At 44.9% G+C, this 22,522-nt stretch carries 21 protein-coding genes; 10 read left to right on the forward strand and 11 right to left on the reverse strand.

What is annotated here, in order from left to right; translation table 11 throughout:
- Positions 1–33: 33 nt before the first annotated feature.
- The 3 genes from NL647_RS12935 to NL647_RS12945 are packed head-to-tail and all read right to left on the reverse strand — an operon-like array spanning position 34 to position 3,602.
- Positions 34–804 carry a (Fe-S)-binding protein gene (locus NL647_RS12935; RefSeq protein ID WP_009698151.1) on the reverse strand — a complete coding sequence of 257 codons (771 nt, stop codon included), beginning with the start codon at positions 802–804 and terminating at the stop codon, positions 34–36.
- A complete protein-coding gene (locus NL647_RS12940) occupies positions 801–2,597 on the reverse strand; it encodes an FAD-dependent oxidoreductase (protein ID WP_061065804.1) in 1,797 nt (598 codons plus the stop codon). The genes NL647_RS12935 and NL647_RS12940 overlap by 4 nt, the downstream gene beginning before the upstream one ends.
- Before the next feature lie 21 nt (positions 2,598–2,618).
- Entirely contained in the window at positions 2,619–3,602 is a 984-nt protein-coding gene (locus tag NL647_RS12945) for a sulfurtransferase (RefSeq protein ID WP_050938054.1), read from the reverse strand.
- A gap of 301 nt (positions 3,603–3,903) precedes the next feature.
- Here NL647_RS12945 and NL647_RS12950 point away from each other — a divergent pair, with 301 nt between their 5' ends.
- The 4 genes from NL647_RS12950 (at position 3,904) to NL647_RS12965 (ending at position 8,933) form a co-directional block, all read left to right on the forward strand.
- A complete protein-coding gene (locus NL647_RS12950; RefSeq protein ID WP_005450639.1) occupies positions 3,904–5,709 on the forward strand; it encodes a sensor histidine kinase in 1,806 nt (601 codons plus the stop codon).
- On the forward strand, positions 5,699–6,295 hold the full coding sequence (locus tag NL647_RS12955; RefSeq protein WP_009698147.1) for a response regulator transcription factor: 597 nt from the start codon (positions 5,699–5,701) through the stop codon (positions 6,293–6,295). The genes NL647_RS12950 and NL647_RS12955 overlap by 11 nt, the downstream gene beginning before the upstream one ends.
- Before the next feature lie 156 nt (positions 6,296–6,451).
- Complete coding sequence (locus NL647_RS12960) at positions 6,452–7,120, forward strand: hypothetical protein (protein ID WP_005450635.1); 669 nt, start codon at positions 6,452–6,454, stop codon at positions 7,118–7,120.
- Between the two features lie 322 nt (positions 7,121–7,442).
- Positions 7,443–8,933 (forward strand): SulP family inorganic anion transporter, encoded by a 1,491-nt coding sequence (locus tag NL647_RS12965; protein ID WP_005450633.1) that lies wholly within the window; start codon positions 7,443–7,445, stop codon positions 8,931–8,933.
- A gap of 77 nt (positions 8,934–9,010) precedes the next feature.
- Here the strand turns inward: NL647_RS12965 and NL647_RS12970 are convergent, their stop codons facing one another.
- A complete protein-coding gene (locus NL647_RS12970; protein ID WP_005450631.1) occupies positions 9,011–9,454 on the reverse strand; it encodes an META domain-containing protein in 444 nt (147 codons plus the stop codon).
- 220 nt (positions 9,455–9,674) lie between these two features.
- Here NL647_RS12970 and NL647_RS12975 point away from each other — a divergent pair, with 220 nt between their 5' ends.
- Complete coding sequence (locus tag NL647_RS12975; RefSeq protein WP_005450629.1) at positions 9,675–9,923, forward strand: DUF1289 domain-containing protein; 249 nt, start codon at positions 9,675–9,677, stop codon at positions 9,921–9,923.
- Between the two features lie 117 nt (positions 9,924–10,040).
- Here the strand turns inward: NL647_RS12975 and NL647_RS12980 are convergent, their stop codons facing one another.
- Positions 10,041–10,262: a hypothetical protein gene (locus NL647_RS12980; RefSeq protein WP_047513633.1), complete on the reverse strand. Its 222-nt coding sequence runs from the start codon at positions 10,260–10,262 to the stop codon at positions 10,041–10,043.
- 386 nt (positions 10,263–10,648) lie between these two features.
- On the reverse strand, positions 10,649–12,343 hold the full coding sequence (ushA, locus tag NL647_RS12985) for a bifunctional UDP-sugar hydrolase/5'-nucleotidase UshA (RefSeq protein ID WP_017188176.1): 1,695 nt from the start codon (positions 12,341–12,343) through the stop codon (positions 10,649–10,651).
- Positions 12,344–12,692: 349 nt separating this feature from the next.
- Here ushA and NL647_RS12990 point away from each other — a divergent pair, with 349 nt between their 5' ends.
- Together NL647_RS12990 and NL647_RS12995 are read left to right on the forward strand one after the other, a co-directional pair.
- A complete protein-coding gene (locus NL647_RS12990) occupies positions 12,693–13,397 on the forward strand; it encodes a GNAT family N-acetyltransferase (RefSeq protein WP_009698143.1) in 705 nt (234 codons plus the stop codon).
- Between the two features lie 15 nt (positions 13,398–13,412).
- The gene (locus NL647_RS12995) at positions 13,413–13,928 is read left to right on the forward strand and encodes a GNAT family N-acetyltransferase (protein ID WP_005450623.1); all 516 of its coding nucleotides are present in this window, start codon (positions 13,413–13,415) and stop codon (positions 13,926–13,928) included.
- 224 nt (positions 13,929–14,152) lie between these two features.
- Here the strand turns inward: NL647_RS12995 and rplY are convergent, their stop codons facing one another.
- Complete coding sequence (rplY, locus tag NL647_RS13000; RefSeq protein WP_005450622.1) at positions 14,153–14,431, reverse strand: 50S ribosomal protein L25; 279 nt, start codon at positions 14,429–14,431, stop codon at positions 14,153–14,155.
- A 422-nt stretch (positions 14,432–14,853) separates the two neighbouring features.
- On the opposite strand from rplY, the gene NL647_RS13005 reads away from it, so the two are divergent.
- Both NL647_RS13005 and NL647_RS13010 read left to right on the forward strand, forming a co-directional pair.
- On the forward strand, positions 14,854–15,588 hold the full coding sequence (locus NL647_RS13005; protein ID WP_005450620.1) for a glycosyltransferase: 735 nt from the start codon (positions 14,854–14,856) through the stop codon (positions 15,586–15,588).
- Between the two features lie 14 nt (positions 15,589–15,602).
- A complete protein-coding gene (locus NL647_RS13010) occupies positions 15,603–16,898 on the forward strand; it encodes an LssY C-terminal domain-containing protein (protein WP_061065806.1) in 1,296 nt (431 codons plus the stop codon).
- Positions 16,899–17,007: 109 nt separating this feature from the next.
- On the opposite strand, the gene NL647_RS13015 is transcribed toward NL647_RS13010, so the two are convergent.
- The 4 genes from NL647_RS13015 to NL647_RS13030 all read right to left on the reverse strand — a co-directional run bounded on the left by NL647_RS13015 (position 17,008) and on the right by NL647_RS13030 (position 21,286).
- Positions 17,008–18,357 (reverse strand): ATP-binding protein, encoded by a 1,350-nt coding sequence (locus tag NL647_RS13015; protein WP_033008653.1) that lies wholly within the window; start codon positions 18,355–18,357, stop codon positions 17,008–17,010.
- The gene (locus tag NL647_RS13020) at positions 18,347–19,006 is read right to left on the reverse strand and encodes a response regulator transcription factor (RefSeq protein WP_061065807.1); all 660 of its coding nucleotides are present in this window, start codon (positions 19,004–19,006) and stop codon (positions 18,347–18,349) included. The genes NL647_RS13015 and NL647_RS13020 overlap by 11 nt, the downstream gene beginning before the upstream one ends.
- Positions 19,007–19,037: 31 nt before the next feature.
- Positions 19,038–19,457: a PepSY domain-containing protein gene (locus tag NL647_RS13025; protein WP_005450617.1), complete on the reverse strand. Its 420-nt coding sequence runs from the start codon at positions 19,455–19,457 to the stop codon at positions 19,038–19,040.
- A gap of 77 nt (positions 19,458–19,534) precedes the next feature.
- Positions 19,535–21,286, reverse strand: coding sequence for a DEAD/DEAH box helicase (locus NL647_RS13030; RefSeq protein WP_009698138.1), 1,752 nt, complete (start codon positions 21,284–21,286; stop codon positions 19,535–19,537).
- Between the two features lie 74 nt (positions 21,287–21,360).
- On the opposite strand from NL647_RS13030, the gene rsuA reads away from it, so the two are divergent.
- Entirely contained in the window at positions 21,361–22,062 is a 702-nt protein-coding gene (rsuA, locus tag NL647_RS13035; RefSeq protein ID WP_009698137.1) for a 16S rRNA pseudouridine(516) synthase RsuA, read from the forward strand.
- Positions 22,063–22,522: the final 460 nt, after the last annotated feature.

Consider the following 22,522-nt stretch of genomic DNA (forward strand, 5'->3'; position numbering starts at 1 on the left):
ATAATTAAAAAAGAGATAGCGACACAGAGACAGTTACACTGACATACACTTGATCAGGCCCGCTTTTGACTTGTAGCGGTTGAACCAAGCTTTTACAGGGCTCGCAAGTACGTTTACTGGCGGCTCATCACCTTGCATGATCACAGGACCGAACATCAGATCCAGAATGTGCCAAGACTTTGTACCAACACCCATCATGGATGCACGACATGCCGAGCAATAAACCACTACGTAGTCGGTTTCAAACTCTTCAACACGGCGCTTAATTACGCGCGTTGCCACATCTGGGTTTGCAGGTACAACCATGCCGCCGAAGCCACAGCAGCGGGTGTTTTCTCGTGTGTGTTCTGGCTCAGAGGTTTTGTAACCAAGTTCGTTTAATATCCAACGGATACCGTCTTGCAGCTCTTTCTCGTAGCGAGTTGAACAAGAGTCGTGAATGGTAAACACCACGTCGCTGTTTTTGGCTTTGCCGCGCAGTTCTTCCGGTAAACCAATTTCAGGAAGTAGCTTCCACAAAGACACTGGTTTTTGTGTGCCACCAGATTTTTTGATCATGCCGTAGCAGCTTTGACACGCCACAATCACTTCTTGTGCGTCTAGCTTGTCAAAATCAGCCTGTAGCTGACCGTAACGCTCTTTAAACTTCTCCGTTTGACCGATAGCTGCAGTCGGTTTGCCACAGCATTTTTGAACTGCGCCCATGTCTGGAAATACTTGCTTTAGGTAGCTAGCAATGGCAGCTACACCTTCAGGTGAATAGGATGGCAAGCTGCATCCTGGCATAAATACTTTATTACTCATTTTGTCGATACCGCTCGTTTTGCCATAGTGAAGATTTTTGAGAAGCCAAGCTTCTGGTGCATGTTGATCGCTTTATGACCCGGCATTGGAGATTCACCGTTGTTTGCTTTAACAAAGTCAGCACGTGCCCCTAGGAACATCTCTTTCATTGGGAAGTCTTTCGGACACACGATGGTGCATTGGTCACACGCGTTGCATGAGTAAGCCATCAGAGGAGCCATCGACTTGTTGTTCACAAAGTCGGAGAAAATGGTTTTCGGACAGTCGCTGAAGTCATTCATCATGATGCACTCGGTCATACATAGCTTGCAGCTGCATTGCAGGCAGCGAGAAGCTTCTAGCTTGATTTGCGCTTCAGTAAAGCCTAAATCCACTTGTGCAAAATCCTGCTTACGCTCTTCAGCGTCACGCAATTCACCGTGTAGGCGAGGGGTATCTACCGTACCTTTTGGTAGTGGTACGTCTAGACGAGATGAGTAGCTGTATTCTTGCTCGAAGTCGCGGTCTTCAGTTAGTGGACGAGTCGTTAGGAAGCGTTCAACGCTCATTGCTGCTTTACGACCTAATGCCATCGCTTCAATTACGATGTTCCCGCCACACGCATCACCAGCTACGAATACGTCTTCTAGACTAGATGCTAGTGTTTGTTTATCGACAACGTAACGGCCACCGCGAGTTTGCTCTAGTGCACCGTCAGTAATATCTGCCACGATTTGACCCGTAGCGAAAACAACGGTATCCACAGAGATAGTTTTGCTTTCTTCGCTGTACTGAGGTGCAAAGTTGCCTTGCTCATCAAAGATCGACAGCACTTTCTTGATAGTAATGCCTGTTACTTTGCCGCTCTCGTGCTCGATAGCGACAGGTCCCCAACCCGCATGGAATTCAACGCCTTCTTCTAGTGACTCATCGATTTCGATTTGGCTTGCAGGCAGGTTCTCAAGGCTCTCAAGTGAACATTGGTAAACTTCACTTGCGCCGATACGCCATGAAGAGCGTGCGCAGTCCATGGCTACGTCACCACCGCCGATAACCATTACGCGCTTACCTGCTCGTGGGAATTGGCGAGTTTCAGAAATCTCTTTTAGGTATTCAACCGCAGAGAAAACGCCATCGTTGTCATGACCCGGCAGAGGGATGATCGAACCTACGTGCGCACCATGTGCAAGTACCACCGCATCATGCTCGTTGCGTAGTGTTTCGAAACTGATGTCTTTGCCGATCTCAACGCCAAACTGAGTTTTGATTCCCAGCATCGCTAAGTAGCTGTATTCGAAATCGATAACATCGCGTGGCAGGCGGTATTCAGGGATACCAACACGCATCATACCGCCGTAAACGTCCAGCTTTTCATAGATGGTGACTTCATGACCCTGACGACGTAGTTCGATTGCCGCTTGAGCGCCAGCAGGACCTGCACCTACGATCGCGATGTGCTTGTTAGTTAGGGGGGCAATGTTTAGATCCCAGTGATCTTGGTTATCCATTTTCTCTGCGACGAAACGTTTAATCCCAGCTACGCTGATTGGCTGACCAAACTCAGAATTACGGCGACAAGACGCTTCACACGGATGTGCGCAGATGCGACCTAGTGTTTGAGGAAGGAATAGTTTGCTACGGATCAGATCCAGAGCACCTTGAAAATCACCTTCACCCGCCATGCGAACGTATTGCTTTACGTCTGTGTGCATTGGGCACGCGGTTTGACATGCCGGATCGGCATCACCCATACAGCCATCGACAATCATTTGAGCGGTGTCGAATAGCTTTTGACTAAAAATTACATTGTTCATTAACTGCTATTTCCGTGTTGATTAGCTCTTGCCGTTGATAACGTTCACTTCAGGGTTTTTCTGCTCATAGTGAGCATGGCTATACTCGATCCATGAACCGTCATAGTTGTAGACGCCTTCTGCGCCAAGTACTTCAGTAAGAATCATGGTGGTGTGGGCAGAACGAACACCGGATTGGCAATAAGCGATCACTTTTTTGCCTTTGATGATGTCGCCATAAAGAGCTTGCAGTTCTTGTGCAGATTTCAGCGTTGTGTCTGCGTTTAACGCTTTGGTCCAGTTAATGTGAACACTGCTTGGGATAGTACCCGGACCGTACGCACCAGAAACCGCAACGTCGCCGTTGAACTCGTCGTTGCCGCGAGTATCTAGGATCACCCAATCAGGGTTGTTTTGCGCTGCGATAACCATATCCAGTGTCGCTAGCGTGTTGTTGTCTTGTTTTGTGTTCGGTGCTTTGTATTCAACTGCGGCAACGCTTGGGTTTGCAGAGCCAGTTGGGTAACCAGCGCCCATCCAAGCGTTCAAGCCACCGTCTAGGTAACGAACGTCTTGATGACCAAGGTTATGGATTTGCCAGTAAAGGCGAGCGGCATCGTGGTGAGAGCCTGCTGCGTAAACCACGATTGTGCTGTCAGCTGTTGCGCCGAAGCTGCCCAGAATGGTCTCCATTTCTTCGGTGTTATTGCTCATACCACCGAAGTCGTATTGACCATCAGCCGCCGAGTAATCGTTACGCCACATAGTGTAAGAGCCAGAAATAGGACTATCTGGTTTGATAGGGTTTAGCGCACCGATCACAACCACATCTTTGTCGCCGTCCATCAGCGACTTAAGTTGTTGTGCCGAAATGAAGTGCTCAGGATGAGCGTATTCTGCGAATTTCTGCTCTTGAGCAGCGGCATCCACAATCACAGCCTCAGCTGAGAACATCGTATTGTAAGCTGAGTAGCCAACCGCTGTGACAGCTGCTAACACACCCAACGCAATCGTTGATTTTTTCATGAGTTGCTTCCATATTTTAATTTAAAGTTTTGCTGCCGAATCCTCGATGTTTCGACAGATAGAATGCTTTTGATGGGGCAGTGCTGACATGAACGTTTCTTAATCATTTTTGGTGTTCATGGCTTAAAATAAGCGGAAATGCGCTCTACCCCTTTATGGGTAAGGCATTCTGAGGAAATCGTTTAAATGACGATATTGTGGTTTCCCACAATAATGATGTGGGATTGATCTAAAGCAACAAAGTAGAAGGGGGAAGTGGTGCTAAAATGTGCCACAACCGAGTTTTGGTAGTATTTCATAAGTGATTGATAATTATTCTCAAAAGTTAATTCTTTTCATTTTTGCTCTCTCCTTTTTCTTTACCTCTTTTGCCTCTGCTAATGATCAAAAAGTACCGAGAAAAGACTACGATGTTGGCGTTTTAGCGCTGCGTGGACACGCACATGCTCGTGAAGCGTGGCAACCAACTTTGGATTGGTTGGAGACTCAGAATCCTGGCTATCAATTCAACCTACATACTTACGATTTCGACCAACTTGAAGATGCATTTTTGCACGGTTGGCTTGACTTCATTCTGACTAGTCCAGGGCAGGCGACTAAGTTGGCACGTGAATACCCAATCAACTGGTTAGCAACGCAAAAAACTGCCTATAGCAACTTACCAAATAAGTCGATTGCTTCGGTGGTAGTGGTGCGTGAAGAGTCGCCTTATAAAACGCTGCGTGACATCAATAAAGCTAATGTCGCGGCGGTATCGGAAAAAGCCTTTGGCGGCTTTCTCGCGCTGCGTTATGAGCTCGATAAGCTCGGCTATTTCAATTCCTCTTTCTTCGAAAAAATTCATTTTACTGGTCCACCAACTGACCAGTTGATATTGGACGTGATCAAGAACGATCTCGATGTCGCGATCGTCCCTGCATGTACTCTGGAGAACATGGCGAAGGAGGGGCGTATTCAACTGCACAGCTTGCGTGTATTGAATGAGAAGCGCCCTGCTGATTCTGTTTGTGCGGTGAGCACGCCACTGTATCCAAACTGGACCATGGCTATGACAGAGCGAGCGCCGACGGATGTGGGGCAAATGGTGGCGCAAACCCTTTTCGCAATGCCAGAAGATCATCCAGCAGCTGTTGCGGCGAACAACGTTGGCTGGATGTTGCCTGCGCCGAGCATCAACGTTGATAAAGTCTACAAGCACTTAGACATGCATCCGTTGCAAAAGTCTTGGGGACAAAAAGCACAAGAATGGCTGCATAAGAACCAAGCGATCGCAATGGCGTCGTTACTGACTTTGCTGCTATTGACGGGATATCACTTCTGGTTGGAATGGAAGTTTCAACGTAGTCGTGAAACGTTAAAAACCACCATGAACGACTTACGCCGTAAGAGCTCAATGTTGGAGCATGCCCAACGTATCACCATTGTCGGTGAACTTGGTAGCAGTATTGCGCATGAAATTAATCAACCATTGGCAGCAATCAAAAACTACAGTCAAGGGGCGAAAATGCGCATGGAACATGGCGCGACTGCCGAAGAAATGGCGCCAATCCTCGATAAAATCCAGCAACAGGTGACTTCTGCAAGCGACATCATTCAGCGCCTTCGTAGCTTGATAAACAAAACACCGATTGAAAAAAACTGGGTGGATCTACCTTGTTTGATTGAAGAAGCGATGAAGCTGGTGGATTACGAATTCCAACGTCATCGAATCCAACTTGGCGTGCTTTACTCTGGTGAGCCGCAAAAAGTCTTTGCAGATGTGACAGGTTTGCAGCAGGTTATTCTCAATGTTTTAAATAACGCCAAAGATGCGTGTTTGAGCCATTCGCCGAAACGTAGAGATTTGTACGTGGATCTGCACGTGAGTTTCTGTGATGAGATGGTCATCATTGACGTGACGGACAACGGCATTGGAATTGAAGAAGAAAGTACGCCATTAGACCAAGCTTTCTACACCACGAAGGAAAATGGATTAGGGCTAGGTCTGGCAATATGTCGTGATGTACTCGATGCGCACCAAGGCAGCATGCAATTTAGGTCCATAGAGCCCACTGGGTGTCAGGTGACCATTGTTTTACCGTATCAGGAGGCTTGTTATGAGTCGTAACCTTTGTCCACTCTACATCGTTGATGATGAAGAGCCAGTATTAGAATCCATGGCGTTTATGTTGGAAAGTTATGGTTACGAGGTTGAAGCTTTTTCTAGTGGGATAGATTTTCTCAACAACGCTGAATTGTCCGCTCCGGGTTGTGTTTTGCTTGATAGCCGTATGCCTGAGATGCGGGGACAAGATGTCCATCATGTAATGAATGAGAAATTCAGCCCGATCAGCGTGATTTACCTAACTGGTCATGGCGACATACCTATGGCTGTCGATGCATTAAAAGATGGCGCATTAGATTTCTTTCAAAAGCCTGTTGATGGAAACGCGCTTGTGGTTGCAGTGGATAATGCTATGGCACAGTCATTAAAAAACGGTGAAAAGTTGAGTGCGAAACAGGTATTACAGAATCTCACCAAGCGCGAGAAAGAAGTACTTGGATTGGTAGTCAAGGGGATGAAAAACCAAGAGATGGCCGATTCGTTGTGTGTTTCTCTAAGAACAATTGAGGTACATCGCTCTAATGTGATGAAAAAACTTGAAGCAGAAAGCCTTGCAGTATTGATTCGCAAAGTCGGGCATTTGATCTAATTGATTTATGTTTTTGGGGCAACGAACTGAGCTATTTAGGTCGAATTAACCACTGTAACCTAATGATATTTTGGGAAAGGTTTGCTCAACCGGTATCAGGAAGATAACATCAGTACCCAAAATGAAATGAATCTTAATCTTGGCTAGAACCTAACTATGTTTGTCGATACCGTTAAAAGTGCCTTTGCTTCACTAAACACGCATAAACAAGCGATTGCGAAAGCGACCGCTTTACCGATTCTCTTTTCTGTTATTCTTGATCTCCTTTTAGGTGCAAGTGAAGGCGATGGTGCTGCTATCTTCGTACAAATCTTGATGGCGCTATTGTCTGCGATCGTCGCGATTAATGTGCACAGTATTATCCTTAAAGGTCCTCAATCTGTCCCTCAGTGGGGGCGTTTCACCCTTGGTAAGATCGAAATGTGGTTCATCGGTCATTACTTGGTGATGACAGTTGCAGTAGTCGCCGTTGCCGCCATCTTTGCGATGATTAACGTTGCGCTTGCCGCAATCGTACTGTTCGCACTTGGTGTGATCTGTTGTCGATTGGTGTTGGTGTTTCCCGCCATTGCTATTGGTAAAGGTGTGTCATTCCCTTATGCATGGAACTTAACCAAAGGGTACACGTGGTACATGATGGGTGTGGTGATCTTGGTACCGCTTCTGTGTGGTATCGCAATATCACCTCTGGCGTATTTACAACTGCCAATCCTAATGAGTTTATTAAGCTTTCTAGTGACCATCATCGGGATTGCTATTTTGTCTAAAGCGTACGAGCAATTAAGTGGTTTTGATGGACAATCTTATTCTCAGCAGTCATTTTGAAGTCACTTAAGTAGATGTTATGAATGAAGAAGCGCCTCCTTTTAGAGGTGCTTTTTTATGGTTACTTGTAGGCAAATTTACTTGGTTTTGTAAGAATTTATTACAAATTGCATTTTTAAAGTGATATAAAGCACACCTTCGATGAGGCTGGTTTTGTTTTTGACTGGCTCTTATCGAGAAAAACCGTGACGTTTCAATTGACGAATAAGGAAGGTGCTTTTTGCTCATTAGTCCGCCCTAGAACGATCTCTCAGATGCGTTTGCATCACTCCCTTCACCGTGCGCAATGCACCAACTAAGGCAATACGTTTATGAGAGATTTATGTTTAAATTTACAAAAGATACTTGGTTTAACAACGTTAAAGGAGATTGTTTATCAGGAGTTGTTGTAGCACTGGCACTTATTCCAGAAGCTATTGCATTCTCTATCATCGCAGGACTCGACCCCAAAGTGGGTTTGTATGCCTCGTTTTCCATCTGTGTCGTGATTGCGTTTACTGGCTCAAGGTCCGGAATGATTTCCGCGGCAACCGGAGCTATGGCGCTATTGATGACCACCTTAGTTAAAGATTATGGTCTGCAATATTTGCTCGCCGCGTCGTTTTTCGCTGGTGTACTGCAGTTATTGATTGGCTACTTAAGGCTAGGGGATTTAATGCGTTTTGTGTCTAAATCCATTATGACTGGATTTGTAAATGCGTTGGCAATTTTAATCTTTTTGGCGCAACTGCCTGAACTGACGAACGTTTCTTGGTCCGTTTATGCATTGACCGTTTTAGGACTAGCCATCATCTATTTGTTTCCATATGTGCCGAAAATCGGAAAAATGCTACCGTCCCCTTTGGTATGCATTATCACGGTGACAGTGGTTGCGTTGATGTTTGATATCGATATTCGTACTGTTGGTGATATGGGGCAGCTACCCGATTCGCTTCCCGTATTCATGATTCCCGATATTCCCTTCAACATTGAAACACTCCAAATCATTTTCCCTTATTCATTAGCTCTCGCCATTGTCGGTGTCCTTGAATCACTGATGACCGCATCTATCGTCGATGAGTTGACGGATACAGAGAGTGAGAAAAACGACGAGTGCAAAGGACAGGGCATTGCGAATATGGTCGCATCGCTGTTTGGCGGTATGGCAGGATGCGCAATGATTGGTCAGTCGATGATCAATATCCAGTCTGGCGGTCGAACACGTTTATCGACGCTTTGCTCGGGTGTGTTTTTGCTGATCATGGTGGTATTTTTGGGGGATTACCTCAAACAAATCCCAATGGCGGCGCTCGTTGCAGTGATGATCATGGTTGCGATAAGTACTTTCTCGTGGCACTCCATTGCAGAAATGCGTAAACACAGTTTATCGACAAACCTTATCATGCTATCGACGGTGATTGCGGTTGTTGCCACCCACAATCTTGCTATTGGTGTGCTGGTGGGCGTTTTATTAGCGTGTGTCTTTTATGTGAATCAGAGCCGGACTTTAATGAAGGTTTCGGATGAAGTCATTGTTGATAACGACCATACGATTCACAAAGTTCATGGGCAAATCTTTTTCGCTTCCGCTTATAGTTTCACTGATATGTTTGATTTCGATAATGCGACGCGATACATCACAATTGATTTATCCGATGCGCATTTTTGGGATATCACAGCAATATCAGCTTTGGATAAAGCCATCATTAAGTTTCGTAAAGGCGGCTCTATTGTTGCTGTAACCGGAATGAATGAAGCAACCTTGGATATGATAGATCGCCACGCGGTTTATGATGATCCTGAAAAGCTGGCTAAGCAAGGTATGGGGCATTAGAAACAAAAAAAGCAGCCAAAGGGCTGCTTTTTTAGAGATTCTTTCAGAGACTTATTGTCTCAGAAACAAATGTGGGATTAGTTTACCCAGTCACGCAGTGTGAACGTTAGTTCGTGATCTGCGTTTTTCAGCACTAGGCCATCGTTAGTCAGAGTAATGTCGCTCCAATCAGAAAGCGTTTCAGACATTACTTTTTCAATCTTCATTTGGTCTTCCATACACATCTTCATGGTCATGCCCATTTTCTCGATGCGTAGTTGGTTATCTTTTAGTTCAGCTTGACCGAAGAAGTTGTTACAACCTGCATTACCGTTCGCTGTTAGGTTTTCACCAATTTCTAAGCGAGGTGCTTGGCGTTCTTCTGCTGCGATGTTTTTGCCATCGATTTGAACCAGCTGCCAGTTGTGGTGCTGTAGATCTTGAGCCGTAATTTCTTTCACATTGTCACCGTTGCTAGCGCATGCAGTCATTAGAACTGGAAGTGAGATTGCTGCTACTAACGTTTTTAGGCTAAGCTTCATTTTATTGACTCCGTTTTTAGAAAACGTGGTAAGTATAGGTAATAAAACAGTGTTTTTGTCAGCATACGGTTATGGTTTCGTATGTTTTTAAACACGGCGTATTTTATAACAGAGATCCCATTCCAGGTACTAAAATTCAGCGAAAACTTCGAAATTTCTTACAGTTATTCGACTATAAGTGAATCGGGTCTTGATGAGATAACCAAAGAACGGGTTGAGCATGGAGCAACTGGAGTTTTTTACCGTCCCAAGTCCTTGTGTCGGAGTGTGCACTTCTGACGAAAAGGGCTATTGCAAGGGATGCATGCGTAAACGAGAAGAGCGGTTTAATTGGCTGAGTTTTACTCCTGCACAACAGTTGCACGTGATTAAGCTGTGTCGTCAGAGGTACAGAAGAAAGGTGCTAGCAGGGAAGGGGAAAGCAGAACTGCCTCAAGATGACTCATCCCCGCAACAGGATTTGTTTTAGTGTTGTTTACGCTTTATTACTTATGACTAACTATTCCCGGCCCAGTCTGAACTACTTATCCATAAGAGCCGGGAAGCTCCTATCCATTTTCGTGCTCAAAGTGATGAGCACTTGGCGTTACTTTAAAGACCATTGGTCGCTTACCCAGCCTCCTGCTTGTTCGTCGAAGTGACTACCGGAAAAGCGGTGATTTTGTTCCACGTCTAATTTACTGGTGGGTAATTCATCCATCATTTGATGAATGTATCTTGCCATTGGATCAGTACATGCTTCACGCTCTCTGCGAGTGACCACTTCTTTAATTATCTGCAGTCTATAGCTGTTGCTGGCTCGTTTCATTTTTGACCTCCAGAACTCGATGGCAGCAGTTTGAACACATTGGCGTTCAGATCGCTGCTCATTGGCGGGAGCGTAGAAGCCCATCGCCTTCGTTTGAAGTCTGAGAGACAAATTGTTTGAGAGCAGTGTTTGTAACGCCATTTGCATCTTTCTCAGAATCATTGACTGTGTGAATAAAAGTTAATTGCTCAAACACAGTTGATGAATCTTCATATTCGAAAGACCTTATCAAACATAGAAGCCCTACACATGGTCGTCAACAACGTAAATGAACATTTTTTGAACGATTTGTGAAGGTGGCGTTTTATCAGAGATTTAGCGCAAATAAAAAAACCGGAGCCACTTGGGCTCCGGTTGGTCTTAGAGTCAGTCTGACACGCCTTTATTTACTCAGCTGCGATTTCACAACCAAGTGGGCTGTCTGAGTTAGTGTAGACGATTTCGCCTTGTGGCTCGTAGTTGCTTACTTGTACTGTACCAAGAGTCTCTAGATAGCTGTACATTACTTCTGCGTCAACGTTACCAGTGTTAATTACGTTAAGTGCAGGGTAACCATCACCACCCGCCGCGTTGAAGCTTGGTACGGTAAACTTATAAGTTGCCGCTGTGTCGAAATCTTTGCCATTGATCTTGCTGATTTCAACTTTCTTGGCAGTACAGTCTACAGTCATATTTAGACCTGCCAGTTGTGCGTACGCACCCGATCCACGTTGCATTGTAGCAACCACGTTCAAGTAATCGACTACTTGAGCGCCAGTCATCGTGGCTACAGTTACCATATTGCCAAATGGTTGAACTGTTAGTACATGGCGGTAAGCAATCGGACCTGCTTCAATTGATGCACGAACGCCACCTGAGTTCATAACCGCAAAATCGGCTTTTTGATTTTCTTGGTGAGCAGTTGCGATCAAACGACCTAAGTTAGTTTGTTGGTAGCGAACTACTGCGCGGTCACCTTCCAGCTTGTCATCAGAGGTAGCAATTACCTTATCTAGCTCATCTTGTCCTTTATCTTGGAAGTATTGAAGACGTCCTTGAAGAGCAAGGTCTGGCTTGATTTCTGTGCCAATGAATTCTAGCTCACCAGCTTCGTTTTTGCGTTTTAGGTTTACAGGAACTAGCTCATAACCAGCAAGGTGAAGTTTACCGTCGTAGTATTCGAAGTCTGCTTTACCAACGTACTTACCCCACTCGTGCGCTTGCATGATGTAAGTACCGTTTTGTTGGTCTGGTTTGCAGTCATCACCAGGTTCGAAGTCAGCGTATCCTGAACCATCTGGTTCCATACAAACAGGGTTTTGCGAGTGACCACCGAAGATAGCTGCAAGCTGTCCTTCTTCGACTGCTTTCGCCATCGCTACATCGCCAGGTGCATTTGAACCGTGCTGGCCATTTTCATAGTGACCCATATGTGTCGTAGCGAAAATGAAATCGACAGGGTCATCTTTGTAGGTTTCTTTGATTTCTGCAATTACCTTCGGCATTTCTTCTGTTGGTTTGGTAAATGTCAGGTCAGAGATAAACTCAGGGTTACCGATTTTTGCTGTATCTTCTGTTGTCATACCTACAACAGCTACACGAAGGTCACCAAGCTCAAAGATTTTGTAAGGTTTGAAGTAGCGGTCGCCATTTTTATCATAAATGTTTGCAGCAAGCATTGGGAAGTTTGCCCAAACACGTTGCTTTTCAAGAACGCTAAGAGGGTTATCAAATTCGTGGTTACCAACTGCCATAGCATCATAGCCAATATCGCTCATACCTAAGAAGTCAGGCTCTGCATCTTGTAGGTCTGATTCAGGAACACCAGTGTTGATGTCACCACCAGAGAGTAGTAGGGATGAGCCGCCATTTGCTGCAACTTCTTGGCGCATTTGATCAATCAGTGTTTTACGCGCAGCCATACCATACTCGCCGTCTTCGTTATGCCAGAAGCGACCGTGGTTGTCATTGGTATGTAGAATTGTGAACTTGGTACATGAATCTGCAGTGTCACAAGTGACTGGAGAGTTGTCGCTGTCTGAGCCACATCCTGCTAGCGCAGCGCCGACTGAAAGTACCAAAAGGGATTTGTAAAACTTCATAAGGGATCCTTTCTTTGTGATTTTGATTTTATTACGGCGTGAAATATACGGAAATAATGTGAAACTTTAGTGATCTATATCTTATTTACAGTTTTGTTGAATACAGGAAATAACAGGGCTGCAAACCGCGTCGACAAATAAACAGAAACCGTATTTAGAAAGGATTTAATGTTTTTACTAATTAAATTTGTGAGTCGCTTAATTGATTTCAATTTTCTAATGTGAATCAATACGCATTTTGGTGAGATATGGAGCAAACTTTGGTGATTATTTTGCCAGATTAATGTCTTCTTACTCTCTACGAAACAAATAGTTAAGATTTTTCTGTACGCTGTGTTGAGGAGTAAGGATGCTCAAAAAAACAACCGCACTTGCCGCGGAAATCGATTGCTCATGGCAAAAGCAGTTCAGTGTGAGCTGTAATTTGTACAATGGCTATTCTTATGACCCTCACTATTGGCAAAAGTTCTCCGATCTTTGCGCTGTATTTTTATATCAATCAGACGCCGTTACGTTTATATCTTGTCCCCCTAAATTATGGGAACGAATTAAACATTTTCAGCCAAGTGAGCTGGAGAGAAAACTCAATAATAAACAAATGTTCTGTGAATATGATGATGTCGACTACTATTTATTTAATGACGACAACGTCAACAAAGACGATGGGATAATTCCTCTCTCGATCGAATCTGATCTCGAATTACTTGAATCTTTTGTCAGCCGAATGAGCGAAGAAGATATTCTTAAAGCGGACTTTGACCTCGATAGCCATTTTTTCTACGGCATATTTGACAAAAATGAGCTGGTCGCTGTGCTTGCTTCTTATTGTTATAAAGGGAAAGAGCCGTTTGAGTCTTTATCCATATTGGTTTCTCCTGAAGCAAGAGGAAAAGGGTATGGAAAACGCCTGCTCAGTCATTTAATCAATGAAGTGAAGTCGAGGCAGCGCAAAATTAGGTATCGAGTAAATAGTGAAAATACGCCTTCAATAAGGCTCTGCCAGTCTTTGGGGTTTGAAGCGTACAGTCGTCAAAGAGTGTTTACTCCGGAGTAATGAGAAAGGCAAGCAATGGGATATACAGTTAGAAATGCAGTGAGAGATGAAGCAGATCAGATCGCCAAAATACACGTTGATTCATGGCAAGTCGCTTACCGAGGATTAATGCCGCAGAGTTACATTGACCAATTTACTCGAGAACGTCGAGAGCGCATGTGGACGCGAGTAATGACGGAGCAACTGGCCAATCTCATTGTTGTTGAGAAACAGAAAGAGATCGTTGGCTTTCTAAGTTATGAACTGCCTGATCACACCAGCGAAGACAAGACGGCAACGGTTACTTGTTGCTATGTTTCGCCTTTATACTTCGGGCAGGGCGCTGGCAGTGCTTTGATTGATGAATTAGAAACTCGTTTACTCTCGACACCAGTGATGCAAATTAGCCTTAAGGCGTTAGACACCAATAAACAAGGGCTTAATTTCTATAAGAAGTGTGGCTTTGTGCGATCTGGAGAGGAAGAGTCGGAGGTTATCGATGATATGACGCTCAACGACGTGACGCTGGTGAAGTACATAGCACGAACATAACTTACTGGTGAGAGTGTTTAATGCGGTGTTTGCAGAAAAGCACTATCGGTAATGAAAAGAGAATTGAGAAAAGAGTAGGGGAGATTTACTTCTGTCCTAAATAGTAAAACCCCGGAGGTGGTAAGTCTCCGGGGTTTTGAAATTTTTTAGATGTCTCGGTTGGTAAGTCCGATAATCTTTATGCAAAAGGTTTGGATTTTATCCGTTAATTCCTTGGTAGGGAATTAGATACGGATGAAGTCCATGTGCTCAACTTTTGGCTTGTAAGCGTGACGTTGAACGTCTTGTGGCTTAACTTTAACTTCAGCGCCGTCGATCACTAGAACGATACCTTCGTAGAACTCAGGCTTGTCCATTTGGTTAACGATGTCGTCGTGGTTAAGAACGATAGCAACTGCTGCTTCTTCACCGCCGTATACAACTGCAGGGAATTTGCCAGCGTGACGTAGGCGGCGGCTCGCACCTTTACCTAGTTCAGTACGTACTACTGCTTCGAATTTCATAGTATTTACTCTCAAATTAGTAAAAAATAAAACTTTACAAACACAATGCGACCTTGTGTTCGTAGTAAAGCTTGAAACAGGAACTGTTCAAGCGAGCGCGGATACTATCATCCTGCTCTACATTCAGCAACCAAAATTGTACCTAATTCACCAAAAAGCCAGTAATTCTTCGTCAAGAAGAGTGTCTGTTTTGTGGTGTCGGCAAAACTTTGTCCGCATTGCGCTGATTTTAACCTATTTGGCTTTTTGTCAGTACGTTTTTATTTGCCTAGGACTCAATCCTCTTTCCAAGTTAATTCATTCATTAACGACATCTGTTATTCACAAAATGAACGCAAAATGAATGTTGACCTCAGTAACCGTTAAGTCAGTCGGTTCTATTCTCCATCGTACATAAACGGACAACCTCAATGGAGCACATTATGAATCCTATCAGTATCGTGATTATTACCCTCAATGAAGAAAAACGTATTGGTCGACTACTTGAAGACTTAACCAAACAAACTCACCAGAACTTTGAAGTGATCGTGGTGGATTCGAACAGTGAAGATTCGACACGTGAAGTTGCACAAGCTTACGAAAGCTCATTGCCAGAACTGACAGTGCACCGCATGGATACGCGTGGTGTCAGCTTAGGTCGTAATACAGGTGCAGAACTGGCGAAGTATGAACGTATTCTTTTCTTAGATGCGGACGTGCGCTTACCAAGTGATTTTCTGAGCCGTGCAATGAGTAAGCTTGAGGATGCGAAGTTGGAAGTTGCTGGTGTTTACATGGGCTCAAAAAATCTGCCAATGGCACATAAGTTGGGTTATGGCATGTTTAACGCGGGATTGTTTATTACTCAGTACACATTCCCAACGGCGGTAGGTGCTTGTATTTTCTCTACCAAACGCGCACACAAAGAGATCAACGGCTTTGATGAGTCTATTACACTTTGCGAAGATTGTGATTACGTAAAACGCGCTTCTAAAACATGGCGTTTCCGCTTCTTACCGATGACGTTTGAATTCGATCCGCGCCGCCTTGAGCAAGACGGCTTCTTTAAGATGGGCATGACCTATTTCAAAGCCAATGTACGTCGATTCTTCTTTGGCGAGATGCGTAACAACGAAATGGAATACAAATTCGGTCACTACAAAGATCAACATTCGTAATCGTCGGAGGCTGCATGCTGGAAGCAATCAGTCTGTTTTTCGGAGCATTTCTGGATGCGACGATTGGACCTAATCTCTTTGTCCCGGGCGAGCCGTTTTTGCTCGCTGCGGGCTATCAATTGCACCAAGGTGTGATTTGGGGCGTTGTCGCCGTTTTGTTGGGCGGTTGGGTTGGCGATCAACTCAGTTACTTTATTGGTAAGCGTTCTGGCTCTAAAGCACAGAAGAAGCTGATTCGTTGGCAAGCCAAGACAAGGCGTCCAATCGCTCGTTGTCGTTTGTTGATGAAAAAACGCGGCAATGCCATTTTGATCTTTGCACGCTTACTCGGACCTGTTGCTTGGGTCGTGCCATTTATGGCGGGTACTGCGAATGTTAGTTGGAAGCGTTTTACTGTCTGTTCATCAATTGGATTGATACTTGGTGTTGGGCAATTTGTCGTTGCTGGGTATTTGCTTGCTGCGGGTCTTAACACATGGATTCCACTTGATTCCATAAAGTTCATCCTTGTTGAGCATAAGCTTCTTATTGCCTCAGTACTCATCGCTTCTGTATTCGCTCTTGTGGCTTGGAAGAAAAACTGGTCACGTAAATGGACAAAATCCCTAACGGCTTTAGTGTTATGTTTAGTTGCTGCGAATTATGGACACTTTTTCTATCTAGCAGATGACAATATTGAACAACCCGGCGTTACTGAAAATCAATCGATAGTCCTTAATGATATCGGCTTTAAGGTTTATCCGGGGCGCTCGAATGTGTTTGACGCTCAGGCAGTCAACTTGGTGTACGTCGGAGAATCCCCGCGAAGCCTAATGCAAGAGCTCGGCTGGCTAGAGAATCAAACCTTTTCAAGAAACGACATTGAATTGGCAGACTATGTGAGCTTATTGAAGCAGAAGCTGCCGCCCGTTTCTGATTTGTTTTGGAATGGCAAGCCACAGTCGATGGCATTCCAAGAGCCCGGAAGTTTGTTAAAACGCTCTCATGTTCGCTGGTGGCGAGCAGGGTTAGAATCAAAGTCTGGTCAACCGATTTGGGTCGGAGCGATTAGTTACGATGACGGTCTCAAGTTGGCGCATTACTCGGGTATTGTGACGGTGTTGCATCGAATAGATCCTAATGTGGACAGCGAAAGAGACCGTCTAGCGAATCAAATTGAAGTCAGTCATTTAGCGCTAGTCGGAGAGTTACATTCGTTAGCGCAACCTGTCGCAATGGATAGTAAGCACGACTATTATTCGGATGGGAATGTGCTGTTGATTAGTGAACCATCGCTAGCATTAAACTTACCCAATCAAAGCGCTATTTAGATATACCCAAGCATCTTGAGGTTACTTGGGTATATAAAAATGGCACCTAGCGAATAAATCGATAAGTGCCATTTTAAAGTAATACTGTGAGTGACTGATGTAAGCTGACTTAAGCGCGGCTCTTTTGCAGAATCAAGGTGGCTTTTAACCCTCCCATTTTACTCTCTGATAATTCAAGTTGACCGCGGTAACTGTGCGCCATTTCACTGACAATGTTTAAACCTAAACCGGATCCTGGCGTTGTTTCATCCAGACGGTAGCCACGCTTTATTACTTGGCATAATTGCTCAGGAGGAATACCCGGACCATCGTCTTCAACAATGATATGAATGTTGTCTTTATCTAACGTTGAATGAACACGAATGATGCTGTTCGCCCATTTGTAGCCATTTTCCAGTAAGTTTCCCACCATTTCATCCAGATCGGTTTTCTCTACGGCGACGTTCAATTCAGAATCAAGCTCGTTAATCAGTGTGACGTCACGATGTGCGTAGACCTTGTCAAACGCCATGGATATGGCATCAACGCGCTCTGAAGGGTTCGATTTCACCGAAAGAATGTTCATTGAACCAGCCATACGAGCGCGACCTAAGTGGTAATCGATGTGTTGTTGGATCTGTGCGATTGGCGCGTTCAAGCGTTCTTGTTCTTCAGGCGTGAAGTTTTGTACTTCGTTTTTTAAAACCGAAAGTGGTGTTTTCAGCGCGTGAGATAAGTTTCCTGCATGATTGCGTGCACGTTCAAGTAGCTCTTGATAGTGAAAGAGCAGGGCATTAAGGTCAGAAATCAAAGGTGAGATTTCTTTCGGGTACTCTTCTTCCAAGCCTTTCTTGTTGCCTGATTTCAGTTCGGCTAACTCTCTTTGCAGCTTGGTTAGCGGACTCAATGACCAGGCGATTTGCAGCAAGATAACCGCAAGAACACCAGCAAAGAGCAATCCTAAAATGATCCAAAGCTGTCCAGTTAAAGACTGAATCGTGCCTTCAATTGGATCTTCGTCAATGCCAATGATGACATCAATAGGACCATCGTAGTCCGGTAGATAAAGGGTCTTTTTCAACGTGATAAGTTTTTCATCACGTGCGCCAAAGGCGTCTTTATCCAATCCTTTGTACTCAATTTTCTTATCCCATAGTGAACGCGAACGTTCTAGGCTTGTGTCCGTTGATGCGCTCCAGTAAAGACCACTGTATGGACGATTAAATCTTGGGTCGGAAAGTTGAGTAGGAAGGGTGAGTTGACCTTTACTGTCGACTTCGAGCTGGGCGGCAATCTCGTCCATGTAGACATTCAATTGGGAGCGAGTGTCGTCCACCATATAGCTGTAAACTTGGGTTGGGATCGTGACGCCCGCCGCGAGGATCATCGCTGTGAGCCAAACGACCGCCGCTAGCACTAAGCGGCTTTTGATGCTCAGCCGCTTAAGAATGTGCATGGGAAGTTTGCTTCTATTCCGCATTCAATTGATACCCTAAACCGCGGACGGTTTTGATGATTTTTGGGGCGATCTTCTTGCGAATACGACCGATAAACACTTCGATGGTGTTTGAGTCACGGTCGAAGTCTTGCTTGTAGATGTGTTCTACCAACTCGGTACGAGAAATGACTTTTTCTGGATTGTGCATGAAGTACGCGACCACTTTATATTCTAACGCGGTTAAGCTTACTGCTTGCCCTTGCCACAGCACTTTTGATGAGCGCGTATCTAAACTTAAATCACCAATCTGCATGACAGGTGAGGCGTTACCTGAAGCACGGCGTAATTGAGCGCGAAGGCGAGCCGTTAGCTCAACCATTTCAAATGGCTTGGTTAGATAATCGTCGGCTCCGGCATTCAAACCCTCAACACGTTGAGATAATGTGTCACGGGCACTCAGAATTACCACAGGTGTATTAATGTTCTCGTCTCGAATGCCTTTCAAGACCGTCAGACCATCGAGCTTTGGCAAACCCAAGTCGAGCACAATCGCATCCCATTCTTCAGAGGTCGCACGGTAAAGCGCGTCGATACCGTCTTGAGAAATCTCTGGCACCCAGCCATTGTTTTCCAACGTTTCTAAAATCTGTTCGCCTAGGCGAGGTTCATCTTCGACAACAAGTATTTTCATATTCTTTCTTCTAATTATGTTTGGATATCGATTACTGCGGCTTAAGAGCTTTATTGAAGTTACGCCCTTTGATCTCGAGCATCTCTAGTGTGGCAGCGTCGTATTCCACTTTTATCACACTGTCATTGAACAAGATTTTCAGCTCGTAAACCCATTCGTCATCGTCTTCTTCGAGTTCAACTTTAATAATACGCCCATACAAATCATTCTCCACTGCTGCGTACATATCGGAGAATGGGCGAATGTAACCTTTTTGAACGGCACGATAGACTTCATCTTGATCTTCATCGAATTCAATTCGAGTTCCCGGTTTCTCAACGTCACGAACGATGGCATGACCGTCTTTTTCATCATGATGATCATGGTGAGATGCAAAACTTGGTGCTGACAATAAAAGTGGCACTAAGCCTAGCAGCACGGGAAGTTTGCGCGGAGTGAAGGAGGTAGACATAGCAAAGCCTTTTTCAATGAGTTACGACGATTATATCGTGCTGTACATGAACAGAAAGTGAATTCGTGAGCATTCGCTTATCTTAGTTCGTCGTCAAAGATCTTATCGCGCAGTTTCCAAAAACGCCCTGACTTTCTAGCAATCACGAATTGTGGCAGACGGAAACGATGCTGGTTTGCCACGACTCTGGTTGGCGACGCCTCTTCAAATGGACGATGTTTGTCAGCAAGGTGAGGGCGTACAAACTGGTCTTTGAAGATTTGCTTCTGTTTTTTGGTATTCAGTGACCAGAATTCGTGAACCAATGCATTTCCTTCTCCTTGATAGGTTTCACCGGAATACGTCACTTTCAACTGTGATTTGCCATCACTGGACTTAAATACTGACAAGTCCATTTCGGTACATTCAAAGATCAGCGCATCTTTTAGGTTCAATGCTTCCTTGAGCTTTTTGTCTGGATCAACCAGCGTGGCATCACACTCATGACAAATACGCGCTGCAATGTCGTTATCAGCGCCACACTCGCCGCAATATTTAGCTCTAAATCGATAACCGCAATGCTCACGTTCTCCGGTCTCATCGTCCTCAAAATATCCTTGGCAACGACGACCAAAGTGCTCCAGCAAAAAGCCATTGCTATCCAGTTTTCCCCAGAAGTTGTTATTAAAGCCGCAAGCGGGGCAAGGGATGGTGATGATTTCGCTAGTGGAATCTGGCTTCGGATCGCCCACTTCAGGCTGATATAAATCATAGCTGTTGCCAGCGTAATCCAGTACGAGACATTCTGATTTGCCTTCCGACAGACGCAAACCACGACCAACAATTTGCTGATACAAGCTGACCGACTCGGTTGGGCGCAGAATCGCGATTAAATCCACATGTGGTGCATCGAAGCCCGTGGTTAAAACGGACACGTTAACCAAGTACTTTATCTCACGATTCTTGAACGACTGAATAATGGCATCGCGCTCTGGTGTTGGCGTGTCACCAATCACAATCGCGGTTTCGCCTTCAGGCAATAAACCATGGATTTCTTGTGCATGGCGAACTGTAGCTGCAAATACCATTACGCCTTTGCGTTCTTTGGCGTATTGAATGATTTGTTCAACGATCTGTGGTGTCGCTCGCTTAGCTTTGTCGATCACCATGTCCATCTCAGCTTCTTTGTATCGACCTGTGTTTGCTGGTTTGAGTTGTGAGAAGTCATAAGATAGGACTGGCGCGTCCATCATGCGAGCTGGTGTTAAGAAGTTTTCATCCAGTAAGTAACGGATAGGGAGTTCGAAGATACAGTCACGGAAAAAGCGTGACTCTTCCGTGCGAACTTGTCCACGGGTGTGATACTGATAGATCCAGCCCATGCCTAAGCGGTATGGGGTTGCGGTTAACCCCAAAACTTTAATGCCTGGGTTGAGTTCTCTTAGGTGCGTGATTACTTTTTGGTAGCTACTGGTTTTTTCGTCTGGCACGCGATGGCATTCATCAATCACTAACAAGGAAAATTGATTCTTGAAAGAGTCCAGATTGCGCACTACTGATTGTACAGAAGCAAACACCACTTGCTGATCGGTTTCTTTACGTCCAAGACCCGCTGAGAATATTGAGCCTTTCAGTCCATAGCCTTCGTACTTAGCGTGGTTCTGTTCCACCAGCTCTTTTACATGAGCAAGTACTAGGACGCGCCCTTTGGCAAGTCTTGCTAGCTCTGCAATGACCAAGCTTTTACCTGCACCTGTAGGCAGCACAATGACTGCTGGTGTGGTGTGTTTACGAAAATAGTGAATCACCGCTTTAACAGAGTCGGCTTGGTATGGTCGAAGGGTGTACATGAAAATCTGTGAAATTGCTCAACTATTCGAATTAGGATCGCTATAATACCCGACCTTAAACATTAGAGGTATTCATGCGTTTAGATAAATATTTGTGTGATGGGCTGGGTGCGACTCGCAAGCAGGCAACGAAGATCATCAAAAGTGGCGAAGTGACCGTTGATGGCGAAGTACAAAAGAGTGGTGCTTTCAAAGTGCCAGAAGGTGGCGTGGTTGAGTGGGAAGGGCGCGAAGTTGGTGCACCTGGTCCTCGTTACATTATGTTGTACAAGCCTGCGGACTTTGTGTGTTCACATGAAGATGGGCATAACCCAACCGCATTCGTGTTGCTTGATGAGCCAAAGGTAGAAAACCTACACTTTGCTGGTCGCTTGGATGTGGACACTACTGGTCTTGTGTTGATCACTGACGATGGTCAATGGTCCCACCGTATTACGTCGCCAAAACACAAATGTGAAAAGACGTACCGCGTATGGCTTGTGGATGCGATTCAACCTGATTACGTTGAAAAGTTTGCCGAAGGTATTGAGTTACGTAATGAACGCGAACCAACATTGCCTGCCCACCTTGAAATTGTAAACGAAGCTGAAAACGAAGTGCTGTTAACGATTGTGGAAGGTAAATACCACCAAGTGAAGCGTATGTTTGCTGCGCTCGGCAACAAGGTTGAACACCTTCACCGTGAGCGTATTGGTTCAATTGTGCTTGATGAATCGCTTGAGCCGGGTGATTACCGATTCTTAACAGAAGAAGAAGTCGAATCAGTAGTGAAATGATTCACTCTGGTTGGAAGTAATTGCTGTTCTGGGAAATTGTTTAATTCCTGATAGGAACTAGTGTTTTGGTAGGAAATCGCTCAGAATGGGGATTCCTACCAAATAAGTCTTAGTGTCTGAACAAGACGCGCATTCGCCGCTCATAAACGCAGGCAGAACTGTATTTAATCTGAGAAAAGTCTTTTCTCTTGTTGGTCCTTACTGACGATAAGTACAGACGGTGTTAACGTCGTCGCCTCTTCGTTTTAGCTCGGTTACTTTTTCGTTCTGCATACTCATCATGCAGGTTTTAGCGTCGAGTTAGGCAAGACCGCCTTGGTATACTTTCGTCTTTTATGATCTTCTCAATAGTAAGGATACTATGCACTGTCTCCGTGATTGTTACGGATTCGGGGTAAGGGAAGCGTCAATCATCTATCTCAATCAATGTGGAATGTTGATGGGAGGACACAACAAGAGG

It is taken from the genome of Vibrio sp. Y29_XK_CS5, assembly GCF_024181835.1.
Taxonomy (GTDB): Bacteria; Pseudomonadota; Gammaproteobacteria; order Enterobacterales; family Vibrionaceae; genus Vibrio; species Vibrio harveyi.

Bases quoted from the DNA above. Each gene is read 5' to 3' on its own strand.
- NL647_RS12975 (WP_005450629.1), top strand. From the start codon at position 9,675: ATGGAGCAACTGGAGTTTTTTACCGTCCCAAGTCCTTGTGTCGGAGTG.
- NL647_RS12945 (WP_050938054.1), bottom strand. From the start codon at position 3,602: ATGAAAAAATCAACGATTGCGTTGGGTGTGTTAGCAGCTGTCACAGCG.
- NL647_RS12965 (WP_005450633.1), top strand. From the start codon at position 7,443: ATGTTTAAATTTACAAAAGATACTTGGTTTAACAACGTTAAAGGAGAT.
- NL647_RS12980 (WP_047513633.1), bottom strand. From the start codon at position 10,262: ATGAAACGAGCCAGCAACAGCTATAGACTGCAGATAATTAAAGAAGTG.
- NL647_RS12940 (WP_061065804.1), bottom strand. From the start codon at position 2,597: ATGAACAATGTAATTTTTAGTCAAAAGCTATTCGACACCGCTCAAATG.
- NL647_RS12960 (WP_005450635.1), top strand. From the start codon at position 6,452: ATGTTTGTCGATACCGTTAAAAGTGCCTTTGCTTCACTAAACACGCAT.
- NL647_RS13030 (WP_009698138.1), bottom strand. From the start codon at position 21,286: ATGTACACCCTTCGACCATACCAAGCCGACTCTGTTAAAGCGGTGATT.
- NL647_RS12995 (WP_005450623.1), top strand. From the start codon at position 13,413: ATGGGATATACAGTTAGAAATGCAGTGAGAGATGAAGCAGATCAGATC.
- NL647_RS13025 (WP_005450617.1), bottom strand. From the start codon at position 19,457: ATGTCTACCTCCTTCACTCCGCGCAAACTTCCCGTGCTGCTAGGCTTA.
- rsuA (WP_009698137.1), top strand. From the start codon at position 21,361: ATGCGTTTAGATAAATATTTGTGTGATGGGCTGGGTGCGACTCGCAAG.
- NL647_RS12955 (WP_009698147.1), top strand. From the start codon at position 5,699: ATGAGTCGTAACCTTTGTCCACTCTACATCGTTGATGATGAAGAGCCA.
- NL647_RS12990 (WP_009698143.1), top strand. From the start codon at position 12,693: ATGCTCAAAAAAACAACCGCACTTGCCGCGGAAATCGATTGCTCATGG.
- NL647_RS12970 (WP_005450631.1), bottom strand. From the start codon at position 9,454: ATGAAGCTTAGCCTAAAAACGTTAGTAGCAGCAATCTCACTTCCAGTT.
- NL647_RS13020 (WP_061065807.1), bottom strand. From the start codon at position 19,006: ATGAAAATACTTGTTGTCGAAGATGAACCTCGCCTAGGCGAACAGATT.
- NL647_RS13010 (WP_061065806.1), top strand. From the start codon at position 15,603: ATGCTGGAAGCAATCAGTCTGTTTTTCGGAGCATTTCTGGATGCGACG.
- NL647_RS12935 (WP_009698151.1), bottom strand. From the start codon at position 804: ATGAGTAATAAAGTATTTATGCCAGGATGCAGCTTGCCATCCTATTCA.
- ushA (WP_017188176.1), bottom strand. From the start codon at position 12,343: ATGAAGTTTTACAAATCCCTTTTGGTACTTTCAGTCGGCGCTGCGCTA.
- NL647_RS13005 (WP_005450620.1), top strand. From the start codon at position 14,854: ATGAATCCTATCAGTATCGTGATTATTACCCTCAATGAAGAAAAACGT.
- NL647_RS13015 (WP_033008653.1), bottom strand. From the start codon at position 18,357: ATGCGGAATAGAAGCAAACTTCCCATGCACATTCTTAAGCGGCTGAGC.
- rplY (WP_005450622.1), bottom strand. From the start codon at position 14,431: ATGAAATTCGAAGCAGTAGTACGTACTGAACTAGGTAAAGGTGCGAGC.